This is a genomic window from Psychrobacter sp. Ps2, from assembly GCF_022129405.1.
GTDB lineage: Bacteria > Pseudomonadota > Gammaproteobacteria > Pseudomonadales > Moraxellaceae > Psychrobacter.
In genome coordinates, this window is sequence record NZ_JADQAM010000052.1 from 57274 (window position 1) to 79842 (window position 22569).

At 44.0% G+C, this 22569-nt stretch carries 35 protein-coding genes; 4 read left to right on the top strand and 31 right to left on the bottom strand.

All coding sequences use genetic code 11. The features are described 5' to 3' along the window. Positions 1-6 precede the first annotated feature (6 nt). From rpsD to I3254_RS07405, 31 genes are all read right to left on the bottom strand, one after another. Positions 7-648: a 30S ribosomal protein S4 gene (gene rpsD, locus I3254_RS07255; RefSeq protein WP_057758723.1), complete on the bottom strand. Its 642-nt coding sequence runs from the start codon at positions 646-648 to the stop codon at positions 7-9. Positions 649-696: 48 nt separating this feature from the next. Further along, the gene (rpsK, locus tag I3254_RS07260; RefSeq protein WP_010196728.1) at positions 697-1086 is read right to left on the bottom strand and encodes a 30S ribosomal protein S11; all 390 of its coding nucleotides are present in this window, start codon (positions 1084-1086) and stop codon (positions 697-699) included. 20 nt (positions 1087-1106) lie between these two features. Next, positions 1107-1463, bottom strand: coding sequence for a 30S ribosomal protein S13 (gene rpsM / locus I3254_RS07265; protein WP_021813384.1), 357 nt, complete (start codon positions 1461-1463; stop codon positions 1107-1109). Between the two features lie 247 nt (positions 1464-1710). Continuing rightward, on the bottom strand, positions 1711-1827 hold the full coding sequence (gene rpmJ / locus I3254_RS07270; protein WP_010196721.1) for a 50S ribosomal protein L36: 117 nt from the start codon (positions 1825-1827) through the stop codon (positions 1711-1713). Positions 1828-1858: 31 nt separating this feature from the next. Next, entirely contained in the window at positions 1859-3190 is a 1332-nt protein-coding gene (gene secY / locus I3254_RS07275; RefSeq protein WP_180958160.1) for a preprotein translocase subunit SecY, read from the bottom strand. A 19-nt stretch (positions 3191-3209) separates the two neighbouring features. After that, complete coding sequence (gene rplO / locus I3254_RS07280) at positions 3210-3650, bottom strand: 50S ribosomal protein L15 (protein WP_057758719.1); 441 nt, start codon at positions 3648-3650, stop codon at positions 3210-3212. Further along, positions 3650-3829, bottom strand: coding sequence for a 50S ribosomal protein L30 (gene rpmD / locus I3254_RS07285; RefSeq protein ID WP_057758718.1), 180 nt, complete (start codon positions 3827-3829; stop codon positions 3650-3652). The genes rplO and rpmD overlap by 1 nt, the downstream gene beginning before the upstream one ends. Positions 3830-3849: 20 nt before the next feature. Beyond that, positions 3850-4365 (bottom strand): 30S ribosomal protein S5, encoded by a 516-nt coding sequence (rpsE, locus tag I3254_RS07290; RefSeq protein ID WP_057758716.1) that lies wholly within the window; start codon positions 4363-4365, stop codon positions 3850-3852. A gap of 2 nt (positions 4366-4367) precedes the next feature. Beyond that, positions 4368-4718 (bottom strand): 50S ribosomal protein L18, encoded by a 351-nt coding sequence (rplR, locus tag I3254_RS07295; protein WP_057758713.1) that lies wholly within the window; start codon positions 4716-4718, stop codon positions 4368-4370. An 11-nt stretch (positions 4719-4729) separates the two neighbouring features. Continuing rightward, positions 4730-5263, bottom strand: a complete 534-nt coding sequence (gene rplF, locus I3254_RS07300) for a 50S ribosomal protein L6 (RefSeq protein ID WP_114701688.1) — start codon at positions 5261-5263, stop codon at positions 4730-4732. Positions 5264-5439: 176 nt separating this feature from the next. Further along, positions 5440-5838: a 30S ribosomal protein S8 gene (gene rpsH / locus I3254_RS07305; RefSeq protein WP_101204864.1), complete on the bottom strand. Its 399-nt coding sequence runs from the start codon at positions 5836-5838 to the stop codon at positions 5440-5442. Between the two features lie 11 nt (positions 5839-5849). Beyond that, on the bottom strand, positions 5850-6155 hold the full coding sequence (rpsN, locus tag I3254_RS07310; protein ID WP_010196705.1) for a 30S ribosomal protein S14: 306 nt from the start codon (positions 6153-6155) through the stop codon (positions 5850-5852). A 12-nt stretch (positions 6156-6167) separates the two neighbouring features. Beyond that, positions 6168-6704 (bottom strand): 50S ribosomal protein L5, encoded by a 537-nt coding sequence (gene rplE / locus I3254_RS07315; RefSeq protein ID WP_101204865.1) that lies wholly within the window; start codon positions 6702-6704, stop codon positions 6168-6170. A gap of 21 nt (positions 6705-6725) precedes the next feature. Next, on the bottom strand, positions 6726-7043 hold the full coding sequence (gene rplX, locus I3254_RS07320) for a 50S ribosomal protein L24 (RefSeq protein ID WP_101204866.1): 318 nt from the start codon (positions 7041-7043) through the stop codon (positions 6726-6728). Between the two features lie 8 nt (positions 7044-7051). Next, positions 7052-7420: a 50S ribosomal protein L14 gene (gene rplN, locus I3254_RS07325; RefSeq protein WP_010196702.1), complete on the bottom strand. Its 369-nt coding sequence runs from the start codon at positions 7418-7420 to the stop codon at positions 7052-7054. A 182-nt stretch (positions 7421-7602) separates the two neighbouring features. After that, entirely contained in the window at positions 7603-7878 is a 276-nt protein-coding gene (gene rpsQ, locus I3254_RS07330; RefSeq protein WP_102094163.1) for a 30S ribosomal protein S17, read from the bottom strand. Further along, on the bottom strand, positions 7875-8072 hold the full coding sequence (gene rpmC, locus I3254_RS07335) for a 50S ribosomal protein L29 (RefSeq protein WP_102094164.1): 198 nt from the start codon (positions 8070-8072) through the stop codon (positions 7875-7877). The genes rpsQ and rpmC overlap by 4 nt, the downstream gene beginning before the upstream one ends. Next, positions 8072-8485, bottom strand: coding sequence for a 50S ribosomal protein L16 (gene rplP / locus I3254_RS07340; RefSeq protein WP_010196693.1), 414 nt, complete (start codon positions 8483-8485; stop codon positions 8072-8074). The genes rpmC and rplP overlap by 1 nt, the downstream gene beginning before the upstream one ends. A gap of 3 nt (positions 8486-8488) precedes the next feature. Further along, positions 8489-9211 (bottom strand): 30S ribosomal protein S3, encoded by a 723-nt coding sequence (gene rpsC, locus I3254_RS07345; protein WP_057758704.1) that lies wholly within the window; start codon positions 9209-9211, stop codon positions 8489-8491. Positions 9212-9214: 3 nt separating this feature from the next. Beyond that, entirely contained in the window at positions 9215-9544 is a 330-nt protein-coding gene (rplV, locus tag I3254_RS07350; protein ID WP_021813373.1) for a 50S ribosomal protein L22, read from the bottom strand. A 10-nt stretch (positions 9545-9554) separates the two neighbouring features. Continuing rightward, the gene (gene rpsS, locus I3254_RS07355; RefSeq protein WP_010196682.1) at positions 9555-9830 is read right to left on the bottom strand and encodes a 30S ribosomal protein S19; all 276 of its coding nucleotides are present in this window, start codon (positions 9828-9830) and stop codon (positions 9555-9557) included. 12 nt (positions 9831-9842) lie between these two features. Beyond that, complete coding sequence (rplB, locus tag I3254_RS07360) at positions 9843-10670, bottom strand: 50S ribosomal protein L2 (protein WP_238052287.1); 828 nt, start codon at positions 10668-10670, stop codon at positions 9843-9845. Between the two features lie 11 nt (positions 10671-10681). Continuing rightward, positions 10682-11032: a 50S ribosomal protein L23 gene (gene rplW, locus I3254_RS07365; RefSeq protein WP_057758700.1), complete on the bottom strand. Its 351-nt coding sequence runs from the start codon at positions 11030-11032 to the stop codon at positions 10682-10684. Further along, positions 11029-11631 carry a 50S ribosomal protein L4 gene (rplD, locus tag I3254_RS07370; RefSeq protein ID WP_057758698.1) on the bottom strand — a complete coding sequence of 201 codons (603 nt, stop codon included), beginning with the start codon at positions 11629-11631 and terminating at the stop codon, positions 11029-11031. Before rplD ends, rplW begins: the two co-directional genes overlap by 4 nt. A gap of 14 nt (positions 11632-11645) precedes the next feature. Continuing rightward, positions 11646-12284, bottom strand: coding sequence for a 50S ribosomal protein L3 (rplC, locus tag I3254_RS07375; RefSeq protein ID WP_057758696.1), 639 nt, complete (start codon positions 12282-12284; stop codon positions 11646-11648). A gap of 49 nt (positions 12285-12333) precedes the next feature. Continuing rightward, positions 12334-12645, bottom strand: a complete 312-nt coding sequence (gene rpsJ / locus I3254_RS07380; RefSeq protein ID WP_010196670.1) for a 30S ribosomal protein S10 — start codon at positions 12643-12645, stop codon at positions 12334-12336. Between the two features lie 409 nt (positions 12646-13054). Then, positions 13055-14656 carry an Rne/Rng family ribonuclease gene (locus I3254_RS07385; RefSeq protein ID WP_238052288.1) on the bottom strand — a complete coding sequence of 534 codons (1602 nt, stop codon included), beginning with the start codon at positions 14654-14656 and terminating at the stop codon, positions 13055-13057. A 120-nt stretch (positions 14657-14776) separates the two neighbouring features. After that, positions 14777-15460: a Maf family protein gene (locus I3254_RS07390; RefSeq protein ID WP_201556164.1), complete on the bottom strand. Its 684-nt coding sequence runs from the start codon at positions 15458-15460 to the stop codon at positions 14777-14779. Positions 15461-15565: 105 nt separating this feature from the next. Next, positions 15566-16051 (bottom strand): rod shape-determining protein MreD, encoded by a 486-nt coding sequence (gene mreD, locus I3254_RS07395; RefSeq protein WP_238052289.1) that lies wholly within the window; start codon positions 16049-16051, stop codon positions 15566-15568. 141 nt (positions 16052-16192) lie between these two features. Then, positions 16193-17053 carry a rod shape-determining protein MreC gene (gene mreC, locus I3254_RS07400; RefSeq protein ID WP_238052290.1) on the bottom strand — a complete coding sequence of 287 codons (861 nt, stop codon included), beginning with the start codon at positions 17051-17053 and terminating at the stop codon, positions 16193-16195. A gap of 319 nt (positions 17054-17372) precedes the next feature. Then, positions 17373-18401 carry a rod shape-determining protein gene (locus tag I3254_RS07405; RefSeq protein ID WP_082624553.1) on the bottom strand — a complete coding sequence of 343 codons (1029 nt, stop codon included), beginning with the start codon at positions 18399-18401 and terminating at the stop codon, positions 17373-17375. A gap of 34 nt (positions 18402-18435) precedes the next feature. Between I3254_RS07405 and I3254_RS14315 the strand changes: the two genes are divergently transcribed. The 4 genes from I3254_RS14315 (at position 18436) to gatB (ending at position 22496) form a co-directional block, all read left to right on the top strand. Then, complete coding sequence (locus I3254_RS14315; protein WP_259358613.1) at positions 18436-18564, top strand: hypothetical protein; 129 nt, start codon at positions 18436-18438, stop codon at positions 18562-18564. A gap of 528 nt (positions 18565-19092) precedes the next feature. Further along, on the top strand, positions 19093-19407 hold the full coding sequence (gene gatC / locus I3254_RS07410) for an Asp-tRNA(Asn)/Glu-tRNA(Gln) amidotransferase subunit GatC (protein WP_057758683.1): 315 nt from the start codon (positions 19093-19095) through the stop codon (positions 19405-19407). A gap of 81 nt (positions 19408-19488) precedes the next feature. Further along, the gene (gene gatA / locus I3254_RS07415; RefSeq protein ID WP_238052291.1) at positions 19489-20985 is read left to right on the top strand and encodes an Asp-tRNA(Asn)/Glu-tRNA(Gln) amidotransferase subunit GatA; all 1497 of its coding nucleotides are present in this window, start codon (positions 19489-19491) and stop codon (positions 20983-20985) included. Then, positions 20985-22496 carry an Asp-tRNA(Asn)/Glu-tRNA(Gln) amidotransferase subunit GatB gene (gene gatB, locus I3254_RS07420; protein ID WP_238052293.1) on the top strand — a complete coding sequence of 504 codons (1512 nt, stop codon included), beginning with the start codon at positions 20985-20987 and terminating at the stop codon, positions 22494-22496. The genes gatA and gatB overlap by 1 nt, the downstream gene beginning before the upstream one ends. Positions 22497-22569 lie beyond the last annotated feature (73 nt).

Below are 22569 nucleotides of genomic sequence, written 5' to 3' on the forward strand. Positions count from 1 at the left end.
ACGTCATTACTTAGAGTATAGCTCAACGATCAAGCTTTCGTTGATTTCAGCAGGTAGATCAATACGATCAGGCGCATGTTTAAACGTGCCTTGTAGTTTGCTGTGGTCAACATCAAGCCATTCTGGAATACCACGTTGTGTCGCTAATTCGATAGCGTTTTTAATACGTAGCTGTTCGCGAGATTTCTCTTGGATAGCGATGACATCACCATCTTGAAGCTGAATTGAAGGAATGTTCACACGAACAAACTCATCACGACCAGCTTTTTTTACCATAACAGTACGATGACTGACTAGCTGACGTGCTTCTGCGCGAGTTGAGCCAAAGCCCATGCGATATACAACGTTATCTAGACGGCTCTCAAGCATTGCTAGTAGGTTTTCACCAGTAGCGCCACGCTTACGAGCAGCTTCTTTATAGTAGTTCGCGAATTGACGCTCTAGTACACCATAAATACGCTTAACTTTTTGCTTTTCACGCAACTGTAGAGCATATTCTGAGGTCTTATTACGGCTTACGCCATGCTGACCTGGTGGACGGCCAGCTTTCTTCGTTTTTACGTCATACGGTTTAACGCCAGACTTAAGGCCTAAATCCGTACCTTCACGACGTGATAATTTCAGTTTTGGTCCAATATAGCGGGCCATTGTTATGTCTCCTATAAGCTTTTAGTATAAAAAGCTTCGTCTTTAATATTAGACGCGGCGCTTTTTCGGCGCACGGCAACCATTGTGTGGGATTGGGGTTACATCAGAGATGCTGTTAACTTTATAACCCAATGCACCTAGTGCTCTTACCGCAGACTCACGACCCGGTCCTGGTCCTTTGACCAAAACATCGATATTCTTAACACCATATTCTTGGGCCGCTTTACCAGCGACTTCAGCTGCAACCTGAGCTGCAAATGGTGTAGATTTACGTGAACCACGGAAGCCTTGTCCACCTGAAGTGGCCCAAGCCAATGCATTACCTTGACGATCGGTAATCGTAACAATGGTGTTATTAAAAGACGCATGGATATGGGCAATGCCCTCCGATACTGAACGACGAGCCACCTTTTTGCGACTGCGAGTGTCTTTTGCCATCTTTTAGCTTCCTAAGTTAATTATCTTTTGAGAGGGCGTGTCGGACCCTTACGAGTACGAGCGTTGTTCTTGGTGTTCTGACCTCTAACTGGTAGGTTACGACGATGACGGATGCCACGGTAACAACCAAGATCAACTAAACGCTTGATGTTCATTGAAACTTCACGACGAAGGTCACCTTCAGTCATGTAGTTTGCAACTTGTGCACGGATAGCATCTAACTGTGTATCATCTAACTGACTGACTTTAGTAGTAGGGGCGATGCCAACTGCTTCTAAGATTTTCTGAGCAGTGGTACGACCTACACCAAAGATGTAAGTTAGTGAAATAACAGCATGCTTATTATCCGGAATGTTTACGCCGGCAATACGAGCCATTGATTTCTCTCCATTAAAGAAAAATAAGCGTTATCTAGCGATAAGGCTTTACTCTTCAGATTTGTTGCTGTTAATACTAGAGCTTTTATAGTCATTATCGATGTTTTGACTATAAGTCTGCTCATCGATTCTATTATAAAAGATTTTGTATAAACACGGCAAGTGGCGGATGATATCGCATCCGCCGTTATTTTTCAAGTATTAATTTAATTAGCAGTGAAAACTAGATGTTTTCTAATACTAAATATTAACCTTGACGTTGCTTGTGGCGAGGTTCTGCTGTACAAATAATATGTACACGGCCTTTACGGCGCACAACTTTACAGCTACCACAAATCTTTTTAACTGATGCTTGAACTTTCATAGCATGCTCCTTGAAATATCGTACCGCTCATTTAAGGTTGAGTGGGCGATTGAATTAACGTCTGATCATGATATTGATGGGTCATCAAATGCGCTTGAATCTGCGAAATGAAGTCCATTACCACAACCACCATAATCAGTAAAGACGTACCACCGAGTTGAAACGGCACACCAAACGATGACTGGACGACCATTGGCATTAAACAAATAACCGTCATATACATCGCGCCAATAAAGGTCAGTCGGTTTAATACATGATCGAGGTAACGCTGAGTTTGTTGTCCTGGGCGAATACCTGGGATATACGCACCACTACGTTTAAGGTTCTCTGCTACTTCACGCGGACTAAATACCAATGCCGTATAAAAATAACAGAAGAAGATAATCATTGCGCCAAACAGTACTAAATATAGCGGCTGTCCTGGAGACAAAACCAATGCCATATTTTGAAGTATTTTCTGTACAAAGGTAGGATCAGTCGATTGACCGACCCACTGCCCTAAACTTGCAGGAAACAATAACAAAGAACTGGCAAAAATAGCTGGGATAACCCCTGCCATATTTAGCTTGAGCGGCAAATGTGACTGCTGCTGAGCATAAATTTTGCGACCTTGTTGCTGTTTTTGTGCATAGTTAACAGGAACACGGCGTTGAGCACGTTCAATATAAACGATACCCGCAGTAACCGCGATACCTAGCAGTACAAAAATAAATAGCACAATCAAGTTCATCTGACCTTGATTGACCTGTTCAATAGACTGCGAAATGATACCTGGAGTACCAGCCACAATACTCGCAAAAATGAGCATTGAAATACCATTACCTACGCCGCGTTCTGTAATTTGCTCACCAAGCCACATTAAGAACATTGCGCCTGCTACTAAAGAAGTAACAGCTGGAATATAAAAGGTAAGACCAGTAGATAAAGTAAGGTTTTGGCTGATTAAGCCGGCACACATTCCTAATGACTGTACTAGGGCTAAAGCAAGCGTTCCCTGACGGGTATACTTGTTTAGCTTGCGTCGTCCCGCTTCACCTTCTTTCTTGAGGGCTTCAAGCGATGGCAATACTGCAGACATCATCTGTACGATAATCGATGCTGAGATATATGGCATAATGCCAAGTGCCATGATAGACATACGCTCTAGCGCACCACCTGAGAACATATTAAACATGCTCAGAATAGTGTTTTCGTTGCGCGAAAACAGATCAGCCAAGTTAACTGGGTTGATACCCGGAACTGGAATATGTGACCCTAAACGATAAACAATCAATGCGCCGATTAAAAATAATAAACGCGTCCATAGCTCATCATACTTACGTATAAATGCGAATGGATTAAGCGGTATACCAGCCGATGACATTGATTGTTTTGACACGTTACTACTCCTCGATGCTACCACCAGCAGCTTCGATAGCTTGCTTAGCACCTTTAGTCACTTTAATACCTTTGAAAGTATAAGCTTTAGTGACTTCGCCTGATAGCATTACACGAGCACGTTTCATATCGTGACGGATAAGGTTAGCAGCTTTAAGTGTTTCAAGGCTAACTACATCGCCTTCAATTTTATTCAGTTCAGAAAGACGTACTTCAGCAGTCTTCATAGCCAGTTTACTGGTAAAACCAAATTTTGGTAGACGGCGATATAAAGGCATTTGACCACCTTCAAATCCTGAGCGAATGCTAGAACCTGAACGAGATTTCTGACCTTTTACACCACGACCACCAGTCTTACCAAGACCTGAACCGATACCACGACCACGACGTTGGGCAGTTTTCTTTGCGCCAACACCTGGTGATAATTCATTTAATCTAAGACCCATTACGCTTCCTCCACTTTTACCATGTAGTTAACGCGATTGACCATACCACGAGTCGAAGGAGTATCTTCTACTACTACAGTATGATTAATACGGCGTAAACCCAATCCTTTCAAGCTCGCTTTGTGGCTCTTTAGGCGATGGGCACCCGATTTAAATTGAGTGACTTTCATTTTTTTCATCGTAACTCACCTAGTCTAAGTTAACCCAAGATTTCGTCTACAGATTTACCACGTTTAGCTGCCATCTTCTCTGGAGTTGACATATCACGTAAACCGTTAAACGTTGCGCGAACAACGTTAGCAGTATTGGTAGAACCATAACATTTAGTCAAAACATCTTTGACACCAGCAACTTCTAATACAGCACGCATTGCGCCACCAGCGATTACGCCAGTACCTTCAGACGCAGGTTGCATATAGACTTTACTAGCACCATGACGTGCTTTGATTGGATGATGCAAAGTTGCATCATTTAGCTCAACAGTAATCATATTACGTTTGGCAGCTTCTAGTGCTTTTTGGATAGCAGCTGGCACTTCACGTGCTTTACCGCGACCAAAACCTACACGACCATTGCCATCGCCCACTACAGTCAATGCAGTGAAAGAGAAAATACGACCACCTTTAACAACTTTCGCTACGCGATCAACGGTAACTAAGCGTTCTACTAGACCGTCAGTCTGTTCATTTTTATCATTTTTATCATTTCTAGCCATGATTAAAACTCCAATCCGTTTTCGCGAGCAGCTTCTGCTAAAGCTTTAACTCGACCATGATATTTGAAACCACTACGGTCAAAGGCAACTTTAGTAATGCCAGCTGCTTTTGCGCGTTCTGCGATCATTTGGCCTACAGACGTTGCTGAATCAGCATTACCAGTCGCGCCTGAACGCAAGCTGCTGTCTAAGGTAGATGCCTGAGCAATCACTTCACCACCATTTGGAGAGATAATCTGGGCATAAATATGTTTTGACGTGCGGTTAACCGTTAAGCGATGAACGCCTAAGAAACGGATATGCGCGCGTGTTTTCTTAGCTCGACGCAGACGAGCTGCTTTTTTATCAAACATTTCAACTCACCTTATTTTTTCTTAGCTTCTTTGCGAATCACATGCTCGTCACTATAACGAATACCTTTACCTTTGTAAGGCTCAGGTGGGCGGAAACCACGGATGTTGGCGGCTGCTTGACCAAGCTGCTGTTTATTGTTTGATTTCAAAACAATTTCAGTTTGCGTTGGCGTTTCAGCTGACACACCTTCAGGTAACGTGTACTCTACTGGATGAGAATAACCAACGTTCAAGGTTACTTTGTTACCAGTAACTTGCGCGCGATAACCAACACCAATTAACTGAAGACGTCTTTCAAAGCCTTCGTTCACGCCAGTAACATAGTTGTTAACAAGAGCGCGCATAGTGCCAGTGTGCATCATAGCTTCTTTTGAATCGACTGTAGGTGAGAAAATGATAGCATCATCTTCCTGTTTCAGCTCGACCAATTCATGCAGGCGTAAAGACAGAGAACCGTTCTTGCCTTTAACTTCGACCTGCCGATCGTTCAAAGTAACGCTTACGCCGTTTGGCAGCGTCACTGGGGCTTTAGCCACACGAGACATAGGAATATTCCTTAAAAAATTTAACTTCTTTATATTAGCGAAAAAACTAACAGGCTAAAAAGCGTGTTAGTTTAGCATAGTTGACTGTGTTAGACATCTATCAATTTGAAATAATTTGATATTACTCAATCGATAGAGGCCTAACAACCATCAAATAGACTTCATCGTCGTATAGCTTACGCTACAAATGCGACGATTTCACCACCGATACCAGCAGCGCGTGCAGCACGATCGCTCATGATACCCTGGCTAGTAGATACGATAGCAACACCCATACCTTGCTTAACAGTAGGGATAGCATCTTTACCGCGGAACTGGCGTAAACCAGGACGGCTATAACGTTGGATAGTTTCGATGACAGCACGGCCTTCGAAATATTTCAATTCAATAGTAAGGGTTGCTTTGTTGTTTTCTTCTTCAGCAACAACAGCGCTAGCCACATAACCTTCGCTAACTAGTAAATCAGCAATTGATTTACGTAATTTAGAGCTCGGCATTGCTACCGATACTTTGTTAGCCATTTGTGCGTTACGGATACGGGTTAGCATATCCCCAACGGTATCTTGCATACTCATATAGTTACTCCTTACCAGCTTGCTTTACGAACACCAGGCACATCGCCTTGCATGACACGCTCACGCAGCATATTGCGTGACAAGCCAAACTTGCGGAAGTAACCGTGAGGACGACCGGTGATAGCACAACGATTACGCAGACGTACTGGTGATGAGTTGCGTGGAAGAGCTTGTAGCTCTAACATCGCTTCCATACGAGTTTCGTCACTTGCAGTCATATCACTGATAGTTTCTTTTAGCTTGATACGCTTTTCAGCATATTTAGCAACCATTTTTTCGCGCTTTAATTCGCGGTTAATCATGCTCTTCTTTGCCATAACGTCTTTACCTTATTTAAATGGGAAGCCGAATGCTTTAAGCAACGCACGACCTTCTTCATCAGATTGAGCTGACGTGGTGATTGTCACATCCATACCACGGATACGATCAATCTTGTCAAAATCTACTTCTGGGAATACGATTTGTTCTTTGATACCCAATGAGTAGTTACCACGTCCGTCAAAGGCTTTAGGTGAAAAACCGCGGAAATCACGAATACGAGGAATTGCAATGGCAACGAGACGATCTAAAAATTCGTACATTTGCTCACCGCGTAGCGTTACTTTACAGCCAATTGGCCATTCTTCACGAATCTTAAAGCCAGCAACTGATTTACGCGCTTTGGTGACAACAGGTTTTTGACCAGCAATCGCGGTCATATCAGCTACAGCACCTTCCAACAATTTCTTGTCTTGAGACGCGCCGCCTACACCCATGTTAAGTGTGATTTTAGTGATTTTAGGCACTTGCATCACATTTGCCAAACCAAGCTCTTCTTTGATTTGCTGCTTTAGTTCATCGTTATATAAAGATTTTAATCTTGCCATTACCATTACACCCTTAGTGTCTTACGCAGTCGCCACTACTTCACCGCTTGAACGATAGACGCGTTGTTTCTTGCCGTCTTCGCCAAACTGATAAGTAATACGGTCTGCTTTTTGGGTTTGCGCATTTAAGATTGCGACATTTGAGATATGCAGAAAAGCTTCTTGCTTAAGAATGCCACCTTCAACGCCAGTTGCCTGATTTGGCTTCTGATGTTTGGTAACAATGTTAATGCCTTCAACTTTAATACGATCGTTTTTTACAGCTTGTACAGTACCTTGCTTGCCTTTGTCTTTCCCAGCAATCACGATAACTGTATCGCCTTTACGTAATTTTGACATGGATTACCTCACAATACTTCTGGTGCTAGTGATACAATTTTCATAAACTGATCACCACGTAGTTCACGAGTTACCGGTCCAAAAATACGAGTTGCAATCGGCGCTTTGTTTTGGTTCAACAATACCGCAGCATTGTCATCAAAACGTAACACAGAACCATCAGGGCGACGAACGCCTTTTTTGGTACGTACAACTACTGCATTCATCACGTCGCCTTTTTTAACACGACCACGCGGAATGGCTTCTTTAACCGTTACTTTAATAATGTCGCCAACTGATGCATAACGACGATGAGAACCACCCAGTACTTTAATGCACTGAACTCTTCTTGCACCGCTATTGTCTGCAACTTCCAGCATTGACTCAACCTGAATCATAGCGTTACTCCACACGTATGAGCAATAAAAACCAGTTGCTGCCGCTAGCACAGTATGAGTAGACGGCATTTTAATATAAATAACCGCGACTTACTCTTAATGTGAGTGATATACGCTCGGCGCAATCAGCATCCTTAAAAAGGCGGCTATTTTAACAGCTTCTGGCTTTTAATGCAATTTACTTAGATTTTTTCTACTTTTTCAACCACATCAACCAAAGTCCAAGACTTGGTTTTTGAGATTGGACGCGTTTCTTTGATACGGACAAGATCGCCTTGTTGGCAAACATTATTCTCATCATGTGCTTTGATTTTTGTAGAACGACGAAGCTGCTTGCCATACAAAGGATGACGAACCAGACGCTCAATCAAAACTGTGATGGACTTATCCATCTTGTCGCTAACAACTCGACCTGTCAATACGCTAGCATTGGTAGTTGTTTGATTGTTATCGCTCATGAGTCGCCTCGTTGTTTCTCGTTAATCAAAGTCTGAAGCTGAGCAATCGTGCGACGATTGTCACGTACTTCATGGGTATTACCCAACTGACCAGTTGCTTTAGCCATACGAATACGGAAAGCATCAAGTTGCTTTTCATCAAGTAACTGGGTCAGTTCTTCTAATGATTTATCACGTAATTCACTGATCTTCATTACATTATCGTCCGCTTAACAATGGTAGTTTTAAAGGGCAGTTTTGCTGCAGCAAGCGTGAAAGCTTCACGTGCAAGCTCTTCTGGTACCCCTTCAATTTCATATAGCACTTTACCAGGTTTGATTTCGCATACCCAATATTCTACTGGACCTTTACCTTTACCCATACGTACTTCTAATGGTTTATTAGTAATCGGTTTGTCAGGGAATACACGAATCCAAATCTTACCGCCACGCTTAATTTTACGAGTGATGGTACGACGTGCTGCTTCGATTTGACGAGCTGTCATACGACCACGCGTCAATGATTTTAGACCAATTTGTCCGAATGCAACGGTGCTTCCACGATGAGCTAGCCCAGTGTTACGACCTTTGTGCATTTTACGAAACTTGGTACGTTTTGGCTGTAACATAGTTTAACCTCTGTCTGAGTTTCGACGGTTTCCACGACCACGGCGTTTTGGCGCACGAGTCTGCTCTTCTTTGACGGGATTATATACACTGTTCATACCGTCAAGGATTTCGCCACGGAAAATCCAAACTTTAACACCGATGGTGCCGTAAGTTGTCTCTGCACGAATTGACGAGTAGTCAATATCAGCACGGAGTGTATGCAATGGCACACGACCTTCACGGTACCATTCACTACGAGCAATCTCAGCACCGCCTAGACGGCCAGACAGCTCAACCTTGATACCTTTAGCACCAGAACGCATGCTGTTCTGTACCGCGCGTTTCATCGCACGACGGAACATAACACGACGCTCAAGCTGGCTACCGATGCCGTCTGCTACCAAACGTGCATCAAGGTCAGGTGACGTGATTTCTTCAATGTTGACCTGAGCAGGTACGCCCATAATTTTGGTCAATTCTTTTTGAAGTCTTTCGATATCTTCGCCTTTCTTACCGATAACAATACCAGGACGCGCAGTGGCGATGGTAATCTTAGCAGCGCCAGTAGGACGCTCGATCATGATGTTGCTGATCATAGCGTTATCTAGCTTTTTGCGTAGATATTCACGAACTTGAATGTCGTTGATTAGGTATTCTGAGTATTGTTTAGGGTTAGCATACCAGTTTGCGTTATGCTTTTTTACAACACCAAGACGAATTCCGATTGGATGTACTTTTTGACCCATAACTTATTCTCCTACCTTTATAGTGATGTGACAAGTACGCTTGCTGATACGATCAGCACGGCCTTTGGCACGTGGTAGGATACGTTTTAGCGTAATGCCTTCATCAACATAGATAGTAGCGACTTTTAGGTCGTCAATATCTAAGCCGTGATTATGTTCGGCATTGGCGATGGCTGAGTTAAGGCATTTCTTAACAAACACAGCGCCTTTTTTATTGCTATACGTTAGGATATCCAAAGCACGCTCAATAGATTTGCCACGAACTTCATCAGCAACGAGTCTAACTTTTTGTGCCGATATGGCGGCACCGCGTAATTTTGCAGTTACTTCCATGGTAAGCACCTTATCTCTTAGCTTTTTTGTCAATGCCGTGACCACGATACGTACGAGTCGGGGCAAATTCACCTAGTTTATGACCAACCATCTGCTCGCTCACGATAACCGGTACATGAGTACGGCCGTTGTGAACAGATAAAGTTAGGCCAACCATTTGTGGCAGAATCATCGAGCGGCGCGACCAAGTCTTAATTGGCTTGCGTGAGTTGGTGTCTAATGCATTCTCAACTTTAGCAAACAAGTGCGCGTCTATGAATGGACCTTTTTTCAATGAACGAGGCATGAAATTCTTCCTTTATTTCTTCTTGGCGCGACGGCGGATGATCATGTTGTCAGTACGCTTATTGTGACGCGTTTTAAGTCCTTTAGACTTCTGACCCCAAGGGCTGGTTGGATGGCGACCTTTGTTACGACCTTCACCACCACCGTGTGGGTGATCAACCGGGTTCATAGCGACACCACGAACAGAAGGACGAACACCACGCCAACGTGAAGCACCGGCTTTACCAAGTGATTTCAAGTTGTTTTCAGTGTTAGAAACTTCACCAATAACAGCGCGGCAATTTACGTGTACACGGCGAGTTTCGCCAGAACGCATACGTAGAATAGCATAAATACCGTCACGACCTAGTAACTGAACGCTAGCACCCGCAGAACGAGCCATCTGTGCACCTTTACCGATTTTAAGCTCGATATTGTGAATCACAGTACCCAATGGGATGTTTTTTAGCGGTAAGCAGTTACCTGGACGAATTGGAGAAGTCTCGCCTGACATTACTGTATCACCAACTACTTGTTTCTTAGCAGCGATAATGTAACGACGTTCGCCATCAGCATACTTAAGTAGAGCAATATGAGCAGTACGGTTAGGATCGTATTCGATACGCTCTACCGTTGCTGGGATATTGTCTTTAGTACGTTTGAAATCGATAATGCGATAATGTTGCTTATGACCACCGCCAATGTGACGAGTAGTAATGCGGCCATTATTGTTACGACCACCTGACTTGCTTTTTGATTCTAGAAGTGCTGCAAACGGACGACCTTTGTACAGGTGTGGATGCACTACTTTTTCAACAAAACGACGGCCTGGTGATGTTGGCTTTGCTCTTACGATAGGCATGAGTGTAATCCTTATTCGTTATTCGCTGTTTCACTAGTAGAATCAGTAGTATTCGCTACTTCTTCACCAGCATCAGCCATTTGTACATCTTGACCAGCTTTTAAGGTAACATAGGCTTTTTTGTAGTCGTTACGACGGCCGATGCTTTTACCAAAACGCTTTGTCTTACCTTTAACATTCAAAGTGTTTACTTTAGTGACTTCAACACCTTCAAACATCAACTCAACTGCTTTCTTGACTTCAAGCTTAGTAGCATTAGAATCAATTTTAAATACCTGCACACCAAGTGAGTCGCCAAGCATTTGAGATTTTTCTGAGAATACAGGCCCTCTTAAGACCTGATAAAGTCTTGCGTTATTCATGCTAGTGCTTCCTCAAATTGTTTCGCAGCTTCAACTGACATGATCACTTTATCAAATGCGATCAAGCTCACTGGGTCCACTTCATTTGTACCAAGTACATTGACGTGTGGAATGTTGCGAGCAGCTAAGTATAAGTTTTCATCAACTTCTTTAGTAACGATTAGTGCACGAGGTGCATTCAAATCATTTAACTTAGCAATCAGTTCTTTGGTTTTCGGCCCAGAAACGCTCAACTCTTCTACCAAAATCAGACGCTCTTGACGAATCAATTCTGCTAGGATGCACTGCATCGCACCGCGATACATTTTACGGTTTACTTTCTGTGACCAATCTTGTGGTTTTGCAGCGAATGCACGACCACCTGAACGCCAGATTGGGCTACGAATAGAACCCGCACGAGCGCGACCAGTACCTTTTTGGCGCCATGGCTTAATACCACCGCCAGAAACTTCGGCACGTGTTTTTTGTGCGCGTGTACCTTGGCGAGCACCAGCTAAATAAGCGGTGACGACTTGATGCACTAGTGCTTCGTTGAATTCACGACCAAATGCCGTATCAGAAAGCTCAACCGCCGCACCTGTAACTGTTTTTAAATCCACGTTAATCCCCTTGCTTAGGCTTTGACTGACGGACGTACGATAACATCGCCACCGGTGGCACCTGGGATAGCACCCTTGATGACAAGTAACCCTTTTTCGGCATCAACCGAAATCACTTCTAGGCCCTGAACGGTAACACGTTTGTTACCCATCTGACCCGCCATCTTCTTGCCTTTGAATACTTTACCTGGTGACTGGTTTTGACCAGTTGAACCATGCGCACGATGAGACACTGAGTTACCATGAGTAGCATCTTGCATACTAAAGTTGTGACGCTTAACAGGGCCTTGGAAACCTTTACCTTTGCTCTGTCCTGTCACATCAACCATCTGACCTTGTTCGAACAAGTCAGCTAGAATCTCGCCACCAATCTCACGACCTTCAAGATCGCTTTCGTTGGCACGGAATTCCCAAACACCACGGCCAGCTTTAACACCAGCTTTAGCGAAGTGACCCTTTTGTGCAGCTGTTACGCGGCTGTCACGACGAGTACCTGTGGTAATTTGGATGGCTTGATAACCATCTACATCAGTATTTTTTACTTGAGTAATGCGGTTTGCATCGACCTCAACAACTGTTACAGGGATAGATGCGCCTGTTTCAGTGAAGACACGGGTCATGCCGCACTTTTTACCGACTAAACCGATCGCCATTTTAGACCTCTTTATATCTTATATTAATGGGTTGGGTGTTTAATGTGCATTAACCCAAAGCAATTTGAACGTCAACACCCGCCGCTAAATCTAATTTCATTAGCGCATCCACAGTTTTGTCAGTTGGCTGAACGATATCAACCATACGCTTATGAGTACGGATTTCGTACTGGTCACGAGCATCTTTGTTAACGTGTGGTGAGGTTAGAACGTTGAAGCGCTCAATGCGAGTCGGCAACGGTACAGGACCACAAACTTGCGCACCGGTGCGCTTTGCAGTATCAACAATCTCTTGTGCAGATTGATCAATCAGACGATGATCAAAAGACTTAAGACGGATACGGATTCTCTGGTTAGCCATGCCAGCAAGCTCCTAATATGTGCCTTTGTCATTCTTGCGTCGCAAGACCATGATCAAAAGCAGTTTGGTTAAATATTCACTTAAAGCGGCCTTCTGTTCTTAACCAGAATGAGTTCTTTATCCGAACTTATAGCGTGCCAAAAGCAAAATAGTTTAAAGCCCCGCCAACCCTCCTATTAATTGGAAAGTAGCAAAGGCATAATGAAATAGTGCTAGAAACGATGCTCTAGCTGTCATAGCGCCAGCTTTTTTATTCAGCTGCGCATATATAATTCAGTGGTGTATATTATACATAGTATTTTAGGTATTGCAAGAGCAATCTCTATTGTGATTAGAGATGCTCATTCTTAGACTAATCTTCAGTCACATAAATACTTTCATCTAGAACTATCATTTGTTTTGAATAATATTAATCTAAAACAATATCATACTGCTCTTGGGTATATAGATTTTCTACATCAAAAGTAATGACCCTACCCAGTAAATACTCTAAATCGGCCACTGTGTCTGACTCTGTTGTGAGTAGTAAATCAATAACTGCCGCATGAGCAACCACTGTGAACTTTTTGGGAGAGTTATAAGTGCGCGCACAGCGCATAATCTCACGGAAAATCTCAAAGCAAACCGTCTCTGCCGTTTTGACAAACCCTCGACCCTGGCAAGTCGAGCACGGCTCACAAAGCTGCTGACCCAATGATTCACGCGTGCGCTTGCGTGTCATCTCTACCAGTCCAAGCTCACTGACCTGTGTAATCTTGGTTTTTGCATAATCTTGGGTAAGTTGCGCCTGTAAGCTCTCAAGCACGTCATCTTTATGCTGTTGCTCAAGCATATCGATAAAATCTAGAATAATAATGCCGCCTAGATTACGTAAGCGCAACTGTCGAGCGATAGCATGTGTGGCTTCTAGATTAGTCTTATAAACCGTATCCTCTAATGAGCGACCGCCTACAAAAGAACCTGTATTAACATCAATCGTCGTCATGGCTTCGGTCTGATCGATGATCAGATAGCCGCCAGACTTTAGATCGACACGGCGCTTTAATGCATCACGTAAGTCGTCTTCGACACGGTGTACATCAAACAACGACTGCTCAGCGGTGTAATGCACGATACGATCATAGACGAAGGGAACAAACTCTTTGGCAAAATATCTGACTTGCTCATAAATCTGTGTATTATCAATAATAACTTTTTCGGTATCAGCGTGAACCAAATCACGGATAGAACGTAATGGTAATGACAGTTCTTGATAAATCAGCTCTGAGCTCTGATGATGATTAATCTCTTGGCGGCGAGCACAGATAGTACGCCACAGCTGCAATAGATAATAGATGTCTTCTTCTAGCTTATCGACAGGAACGCGCTCAGCAGCGGTACGGGCGATAAGACCACCTTTTAGATTGACCGTCTGCATCAGGCTACTAAGCTCAGTCTTTAATCGGCTACGCTCTTCTTCGCCATCGATACGCTGCGATATGCCAATATGATCACTCGATGGCAAATATACTAGATAACGTGATGGTAGTGAGATGTTGGTGGTTAGACGAGCACCTTTACTTCCTAACTGGTCTTTGGTTACCTGTACCAAAATACGCTGACTTTCATGTAGGCGATGCTGAATCAAAGTTTTAGACGCTGGTACTATTTCTGTGCTTTGCGCACTGACAATAGGCGGTGTCACAGCCAAGCTATCAGCAGAAGCGTTGGCAGTCGCATCGTCCTCATTTATCTCGTGCTTAGTGGCCTTAGTAGCTTTGTTTTTTTCTGCAACGGGGCGTGGTTCACGCTGCATGTCATTGACATGTAGAAATGCGGTCCGTGATTGACCAATATCTACGAAGGCTGCCTGCATACCAGGAAGGACACGTACGACCGTCCCCAGATAGATATTGCCGACCAACCCCAGTTTGTGATGTCGTTCAATATAAATCTCGCCCAAAATACCATTGTCTAAAACCGCAACACGGGATTCCATTGGACTAATATTAATCAGCAGCTCTTCGGACATAGTTTTTTCTCTTATCTCTCAGCTTTCTTATTAGACGGTCATCGCCTATTAGATTGACAGTGTAACAAATGCGACTTGCTCTTGCCCATTACCCTACCGTGTCATTATGTGCATATCCCATTATAATGGGTTGACTGTGTCCTTACTGCCTTCTGTCATTTCTTTGATTAGTGCCAGCGTTTGCGCCAGTGGCAGACCAACGACATTGGTATAGCTGCCATTAATACGACTGACCCATGCCGCACCCAGTCCTTGAATACCATACCCACCTGCTTTATCAGCAGGTTCGCCACTGTCCCAGTAATCGCTCATCATCTGTGTCGTCAGGGGTATAAAAGTCACTTCCGTACGTTCAGTGATTCGCTGCTGGTTAATAATTTGTAAGGAATGTGTAGGTTCTGATGGGCTTCGTTCTGCTATAGGCAATAGCTGTACTTGAGTCGCTTGGACTGCAGTCCATACTTCGTGGACGTTATCAGACATACGCTGCCACATACTATATGCGTGCTCGCGATCAATAGGCTTGACCAAGACTGTCTTACCGTCTGACAGTACACCGATGGTATCAGAAGTCAAAATAATAAACGGTGATGTAAGGCTATCGTGATTTGCTTGAGAGGTGTCGCTTAATTGTTGTATCGCGGCATCGGCTTTGGTTGCGACCATGCGTTCGATATAGTCTGTTGGCGACTCATTATCTAACGGCGTCTCATCAATATCCACGCTTAAGATAGTAAAGTCTAGTTGCGCTCTTTCTAGTAGCTCACGACGACGCGGAGAGCCAGATGCCAAAACGATATCCATCGATTTTCTCTTCATTTATCAATTTATGATGTGTATGGTCATACAGTATTGTGGGCTGAGTAATCCAAGCTGTTAAACAAAGTAATCTTGATAACTGATAATTTATTAACGCGAAAACTTGCGTAAAGTAAACAGCACGAGTGGCCAGCTAATGATACTCATAAACAGTGACAAAGCAGACTGAGCGACAAAGACGTTTTGAATAAACATCTGTAGTATCCATAGATTTAACTGAAAGACAATCAGCCCTAGACTAGCAATTAACCAAGCGCTAACGGTATTCAACTGTCTGACGTAGATACTGGTAATTTTGATAACCAGTGCAACAACAACAGCGGCGAACGCTTGCTGCCCTAAATGCGTATCCATCAATAAATCAGCAATCAGTCCAACTGTGAATGCGGTGAAAATACCCACATAGCGCGGCTGAAACAGCAACCAATAAATCAGCACCATGATCATTACCATGGGGCGAAGTGTGGCCATGCTTGGGCTTAACGGATAGACATTAAGTGATGATGCAGCGATGAAACTTAGAACAATCACAACTATCAATAGTACCGTGGCATTCTCAGAATCAGGATACGACATGGGTACTTACCTTAGCGAGTGTTTGATGGTTGCTGTGATATTGTTGATTGGATATTGGCAAGGTGAATACCCTAAATGGAAAGCTTTAAAACGTTAATAAACCAGCTCATTAGCCGTCAATACCATGGCTTACGTCGTTATCTACGGAGCCATAGCAGCAGCATTGTTCTCATTTAACAGCTTGTCTTGAAGTATTAAAACATAGGCATTGTCAATAAAGTTGGCTGCTGGAGTAACTTCGATCGTTCTAAAGTTGTCGGTTTGCTCATCTTTGACATGCGCGATACGCCCTACTCGATAGCCTGCCGGAATACGACCGCCGAGTCCTGACGACACTAGCTCATCACCTACTCGCACATCCGATGTTTTGAAGACGTAATTGAGACTCAATGAAGATGGGATACCTTGGCCTGTGACGATAGCACGCTGACCAGTACGCTTAACAGTAACCGCAACTGACTGCTGCTCATCTGTAATCAACAACAAACGGCTAGTATTGGGATAAACATTGATAATCTGTCCTAACACACCGTCTTCATCGATGACCGTTTGCCCAACTTGTACGCCATCTTGCTCACCTTTATTAAGCACGACAATCTGTCTGAGCAAATTGGTATCTGTACCGATGACTTGCGCCAAATTAAGATCGAACTGCTCAGGCTTGGTGGTAGATAAGATACCTTGCAGGCGTGCGTTCTGCGCCAAAATATAATCTTGCTGTTGTAGCTTGGCATGCGCGTGTATCAATTGCGACTTTAGCTGCATATTTTCGCGACGCAGTGCTTCTTTTGATTGCAGACTACCACCTGCCCAATGCTTGGCATAGCTTGGTAGTAAAGACAGCTCATAGATAGGTTGCATAGCGGCATGACTGGTGCTACGTACTGGCTTAAACCAATCAGAGTTTTTGCTATCAAACCACATCAAGATTAAGGCTGCTATCAATACGATAACAGTCTTACGAAGTGATAACGGCTGGCGCGCAAAAATACTTGGAGTCATAAGTCGTCTGATTTAAGGATTCTAAAATGAACAATAGCACTTATTTACAGCATGAGTGTTTATCGAGGATATTGGGTTCTAGCACAAATGAATGCAATTAAAGGTAGCACAATCGGCTACCTTTAATTTTATATATAGTCAATCTTCTATAGATTGGATACGGTGTCAGTCTCGCTCAGCCTACTACTTGTAGTACTTTCGCTCGGCTTCCTTGTATCCAAATTATATTGAACCGACTATATTTATAGTTTCATCATTCACATAAATCGTCATTATCATATATTGCCAAGCCTATAAGACAATTAAGGATAAAGATGAATTAAACAAAAATCATGTTTAAACTTTTGTTATTGATGAAATCAAGCGCGATACCACCACCACGGCTAACGCAGGTTAGTGGGTCTTCTGCTACCGTCACTGGCAAACCAGTCTCTTGTGAGATAAGTTTGTCTAAGTCACGTAATAGTGCGCCGCCACCTGTCAATACGATGCCACGCTCAGCGATATCTGATGACAACTCTGGCGGAGTCTGCTCAAGTGCTACTTTTACAGCGCTAACAATACCGCTCAATGGATCAGTCAATGCTTTTTGCACTTCTTCTGAATTAACAGTAAAGGTCTTTGGTACACCTTCTGCCATGCTACGACCACGAACTTCTACTTCTAGTTGGCTGTCTTCATTCAATGCAGAACCGACTTCTTTTTTGATGCGCTCAGCGGTCGTCTCACCGATGACACAGCCATGCGTACGGCGTACATGAGTGATGATCGCTTCATCAAACATATCGCCACCGATACGAATCGACTCAGCATATACGCAGCCAGATAGCGCGATAACAGCAATCTCAGTTGTACCACCACCGATATCCACAACCATAGAACCACTGGCTTCATGAACTGGCATACCAGCACCGATAGCCGCAGCCATCGGCTCTTCTAGCAATAGTACTTTGCTCGCACCTGCTGATGATACTGCCTCACGAATCGCCTTACGCTCAACTAGAGTAGACTTGCATGGTACACAAACCACAACGTTAGGCTGTGCCATAAAACGCTTGGCTTTTACTTTAGCGATGAAGTGCTTAAGCATTTTTTGCGTCACTTCAAAATCAGCAATCACACCGTCTTTTAACGGGCGAATCGCTGTAATGTTCGCAGGCGTACGACCTAGCATCTGCTTGGCATCGATACCAACAGCGGCGACGGTCGGGTTTTGAGTACGATTGCTTCGTAACGCGACCACCGTAGGCTCGTCAAGCACGACGCCTTTATTAGGAATAAAAATTAGGGTGTTCGCAGTACCGAGGTCGATAGCGATATTATTTGATAAAAATCCAAACAGGTTCATGACTAATATATCCAGCGTCTTACGAATGAGGCGAATGAGATTGACTGAGGTGTTACTCGTCAGTGTTGAGCAGGTCGTCGTTAAACATTACTTGTGGCAACAGTTAATCATCCCAACAAGTCAAAATCCAAACAATAATGATGAAATGAAAAAACTGAGCTAAATTATACCGATTTAGCTCAAAAAAAACATAGATATTTGCATCAGTAAGTAAGGATTTTTGTCTTAGACGCCAAAAGTTGTTACAAAGTTTGAAATAGTAGTGAATATCATTCAACTCAATGAAACATCATTTAATCTGATAACTAACAAGGCTCTACAGGCAGATGAATGTTTTGCTTAATAGCAGATGCATACTGTAACGTATTTTAGAAGCTAATTGGAGAGCAATTGAGGAACAAAGATGAATTAGAGGGTCAGTTTTGCAATTCTCTGTAAATCATTGTGTCTTAATTGGCATTATGGCTCGGCTAGCACCATATCTTATTTAATATTACGTCTTTATCAACTCAGCCTCTTGGTTGAGATTGTGCATCAATCAAGCGTCATGCTCTGTAAACTTGAGTCAGATGCTTTATAATAAGCCCACTTACTATTTATTTCTATTTTAGTTGTTTCTATTTTAGCGCTTACGTATTTTCGTTTTCGTAACCAACTACTTTAACAAAAACTGTCCTTAACTGGAGAAACTATGTCTCAGCAGCCAGCAACGTCTGACAGCAACGTCAGCCGTGAAGAAATCCTAGAAGTTGCCAACCTTGCCCGCTTAGGTGTTGATGAAAGTACAGCCGATAGCTATGCTGATGATATCAGTAAAGTATTAAAACTGATGAATACGCTATCTAACGTTGATACCACAGACATCAAGCCACTAGCCAATATTCATGAAGCTTGCCAAGAGTTACGTGCTGATGTGGCAAAACACGACATCAATCGTGAGCGTAATCAGTCAGTCGCACCTGCCGTAGAAGAAGGCTTATATCTAGTGCCTCAGGTAATTGAATAATAGTGGCTGAATAATACAATCACGCATTTGCCATTATCTCAATTTATTTTATGCTATTAACATTTTGACGGACGACACCTTATGTCTGAACTTCATTTATTAAGTACCGAGCAGCTCATTACTGGCTTGCAAAACAAACAATTTAGCAGCGCAGAATTAACTGAACACTACATCAAGCGTATCGATGCGCTAGACAGCAAGATTAACAGCTTTATCACTCATACTTCTGAGACAGCACGCGCACAAGCAAAAGCGGCAGACGAGATGCGCGCACAAGGCGATCAGCGTCCGCTACTTGGTGTACCGATGGCGCACAAAGACATCTTTTGTACTCAGGGCGTACTGACCACTTGTGGCTCAAAGATGCTACATAACTTTGTCTCACCATATAACGCGACTATCGTTTCTAACATCGACAAAGCTGGCATGATTAGCTTAGGTAAGCTCAATATGGATGAGTTTGCGATGGGCTCAGACAACAGTAGCTCTTACTACGGTACGGTACAGAACCCTTGGAACCTAGAGCGAGTCCCTGGTGGCTCGTCAGGTGGTAGTGCTGCTGCTGTTGCCGCTGGTTTTGTCCCTGTTGCTACCGGTAGTGATACAGGTGGCTCTATTCGCCAGCCTGCTTCATTCTGTGGTCTAACGGGTATCAAGCCTACTTATGGCCGTGTGTCACGCTTTGGTATGATTGCCTACGCCTCAAGTCTAGATCAAGCGGGTAGCATGGGACGCAGCGCTAAAGATTGCGCCTATCTGCTCCAGCCAATGATTGGTCATGATCCACGCGATGCAACTTCTATCAAATACGAGATGCCTGACTACGTACAAGACATCAATGATGCCCAAGCTGCTGCTGGTGATAAACCATTTGAAGGTCTTCGTATTGGTGTGGCCAAAGAATACTTCGGCACAGGGCTTGATAGCGAAGTTGAGCAAGCAGCACGTGCCGCGCTCAAGAAATACGAAGAGCTGGGTGCAACGATTGTAGAAGTGAACATCACTGATCCTGAGATCACGCTTGCCACTTACTATATGCTAGCGCCTGCTGAAGCATCATCGAACCTATCACGCTTCGATGGCGTACGTTTTGGCTATCGCTGTGAGAATCCAACTGACCTGATTGATCTATATACACGTTCACGCTCTGAAGGCTTTGGCCCTGAAGTACAGCGCCGTATCTTGACAGGAACTTATGCACTGTCAGCTGGCTATTTCGATGCTTACTATACAAAAGCACAGAAGATTCGCCGCTTAATCGTCAAAGACTTCGATGAAGCCTTTGCTAGCTGTGATGTGATTGCTAGCCCAACTGCACCGACTGCGGCTTATAAGCTCAGTGAAGACCTAGATCCTGCAACGATGTATTTAGGTGACGTTTATACCATCGCGGTCAACCTAGCGGGTCTACCTGCCCTCAGTCAGCCAGTTGGTTTGACGACTGAAGGCCTACCTATTGGCTTGCAATTAATCGGTAAGCACTGGCAAGAGAGCCAGCTGCTCACGACTGCGCATCTGTTCCAGCAGCATACTGATCATCACCTACAACACTCTACCATCGCAAAGGAGACGGTATAATGAGTACAGCTACTACTGATAACAATGCCGTGCGTAAAGAGCTATTTGTCGATGGCTATGAAGTGGTCATCGGTATCGAGATTCACTGCCAGCTAAATACGGAAAGTAAGATATTCTCAAGTGCGCCAACTGATTTCGGTCATGAGCCAAACAGCCAAGCTAGTATCGTCGATTTGGGTTTGCCTGGCGTATTACCAGTGCTAAATGCCGGCGTGGTCGATCGCGCGCTAAAATTCGGTATCGGTGTCAATGCTGAGCTGGGTCTGTTTAATACGTTTGACCGTAAAAACTACTTTTACCCTGACCTGCCTAAGGGCTATCAAATTACCCAAATGGCCAATCCTATCGTGGGTGAAGGCTATATCGATGTCGTGGTCAACGAAGGTGAAAAAAACGAATATCCCAAACGTATGGGTATCACTCGCGCACATCTAGAAGAAGATGCAGGTAAATCTGTCCATGACGCAGTCGATGGTATGACAGGTGTGGATTTGAACCGTGCAGGTACACCACTAATCGAAATCGTCTCTGAGCCAGATATGCGCTCTGCTCACGAAGCACTTGCCTACATCAAAGCCATCCATCAGCTAGTCACTTGGCTAGGTATCTCAGACGCAGTAATGGCCGAAGGCTCATTCCGTTGTGACTGCAACGTCTCTGTGCGCAAGCCAGGCGCTGATCTCGGTACGCGTACTGAGCTAAAAAACCTAAACTCGTTCCGCTTTATTGAGCGTGCTATCAATCGTGAAATCGAACGTCAAATCGATATCCTAGAAGATGGCGGCAAAGTCGTACAAGCAACGATGCTATATGATCCAGAGCGTGATGAAACGCGTACCATGCGTACCAAAGAAGACGCCAACGACTATCGCTACTTCCCTGATCCTGACCTGCTACCTGTCCGTATCGAGCAGCATACGGTTGATGCGATCAAAGCAGCAATGCCAGAGCTACCAGTGGCTCGTCGCGCACGCTTTGAAGAAGCGCTTGGTCTGTCAGAATACGATGCTCGTATCTTGACTGGTAGTCGTCAAATTGCTGATTACTTCGAAGACGTAGTGGCTGAAATCGGACAGCAAGATGCCAAAATGGCTGGCAACTGGGTCATGGGTGACTTGCTCGGTGCGCTGAACAAAGATGACACCGATATCATCGACTCCCCTATCAACGCCAAGCAATTGGCAGGTATGCTTAAGCGTATCAAAGATGACACGCTATCTGGCAAATTGGCCAAAAAAGTCTTTAGTGCCCTATATGAGCGCGAAGGCGGCGATGGCGATGATGCAGCAGATAAAATCATCAAAGACAAAGGCCTCAAGCAAGAAACCGATACTGGCGCTATCAAAGCGATGGTCGAAGAAGTCATCGCAAAAAATGAAGCGATGGTAGAAGAGTATCGCGGCGGTAAGGAAAAAGCTTTTAACGGTCTAGTCGGTCAGGTCATGAAAGCCAGTCGCGGTAGTGCTAACCCACAGCAAGTGAACCAAATTCTAAAAGAATTATTGGGTTAACATTGGCTGCTAAGCGATTATACTGACTATGCTAGGCAGAATAATATTGTAGATTTTGGCTGCTAGAAATAGC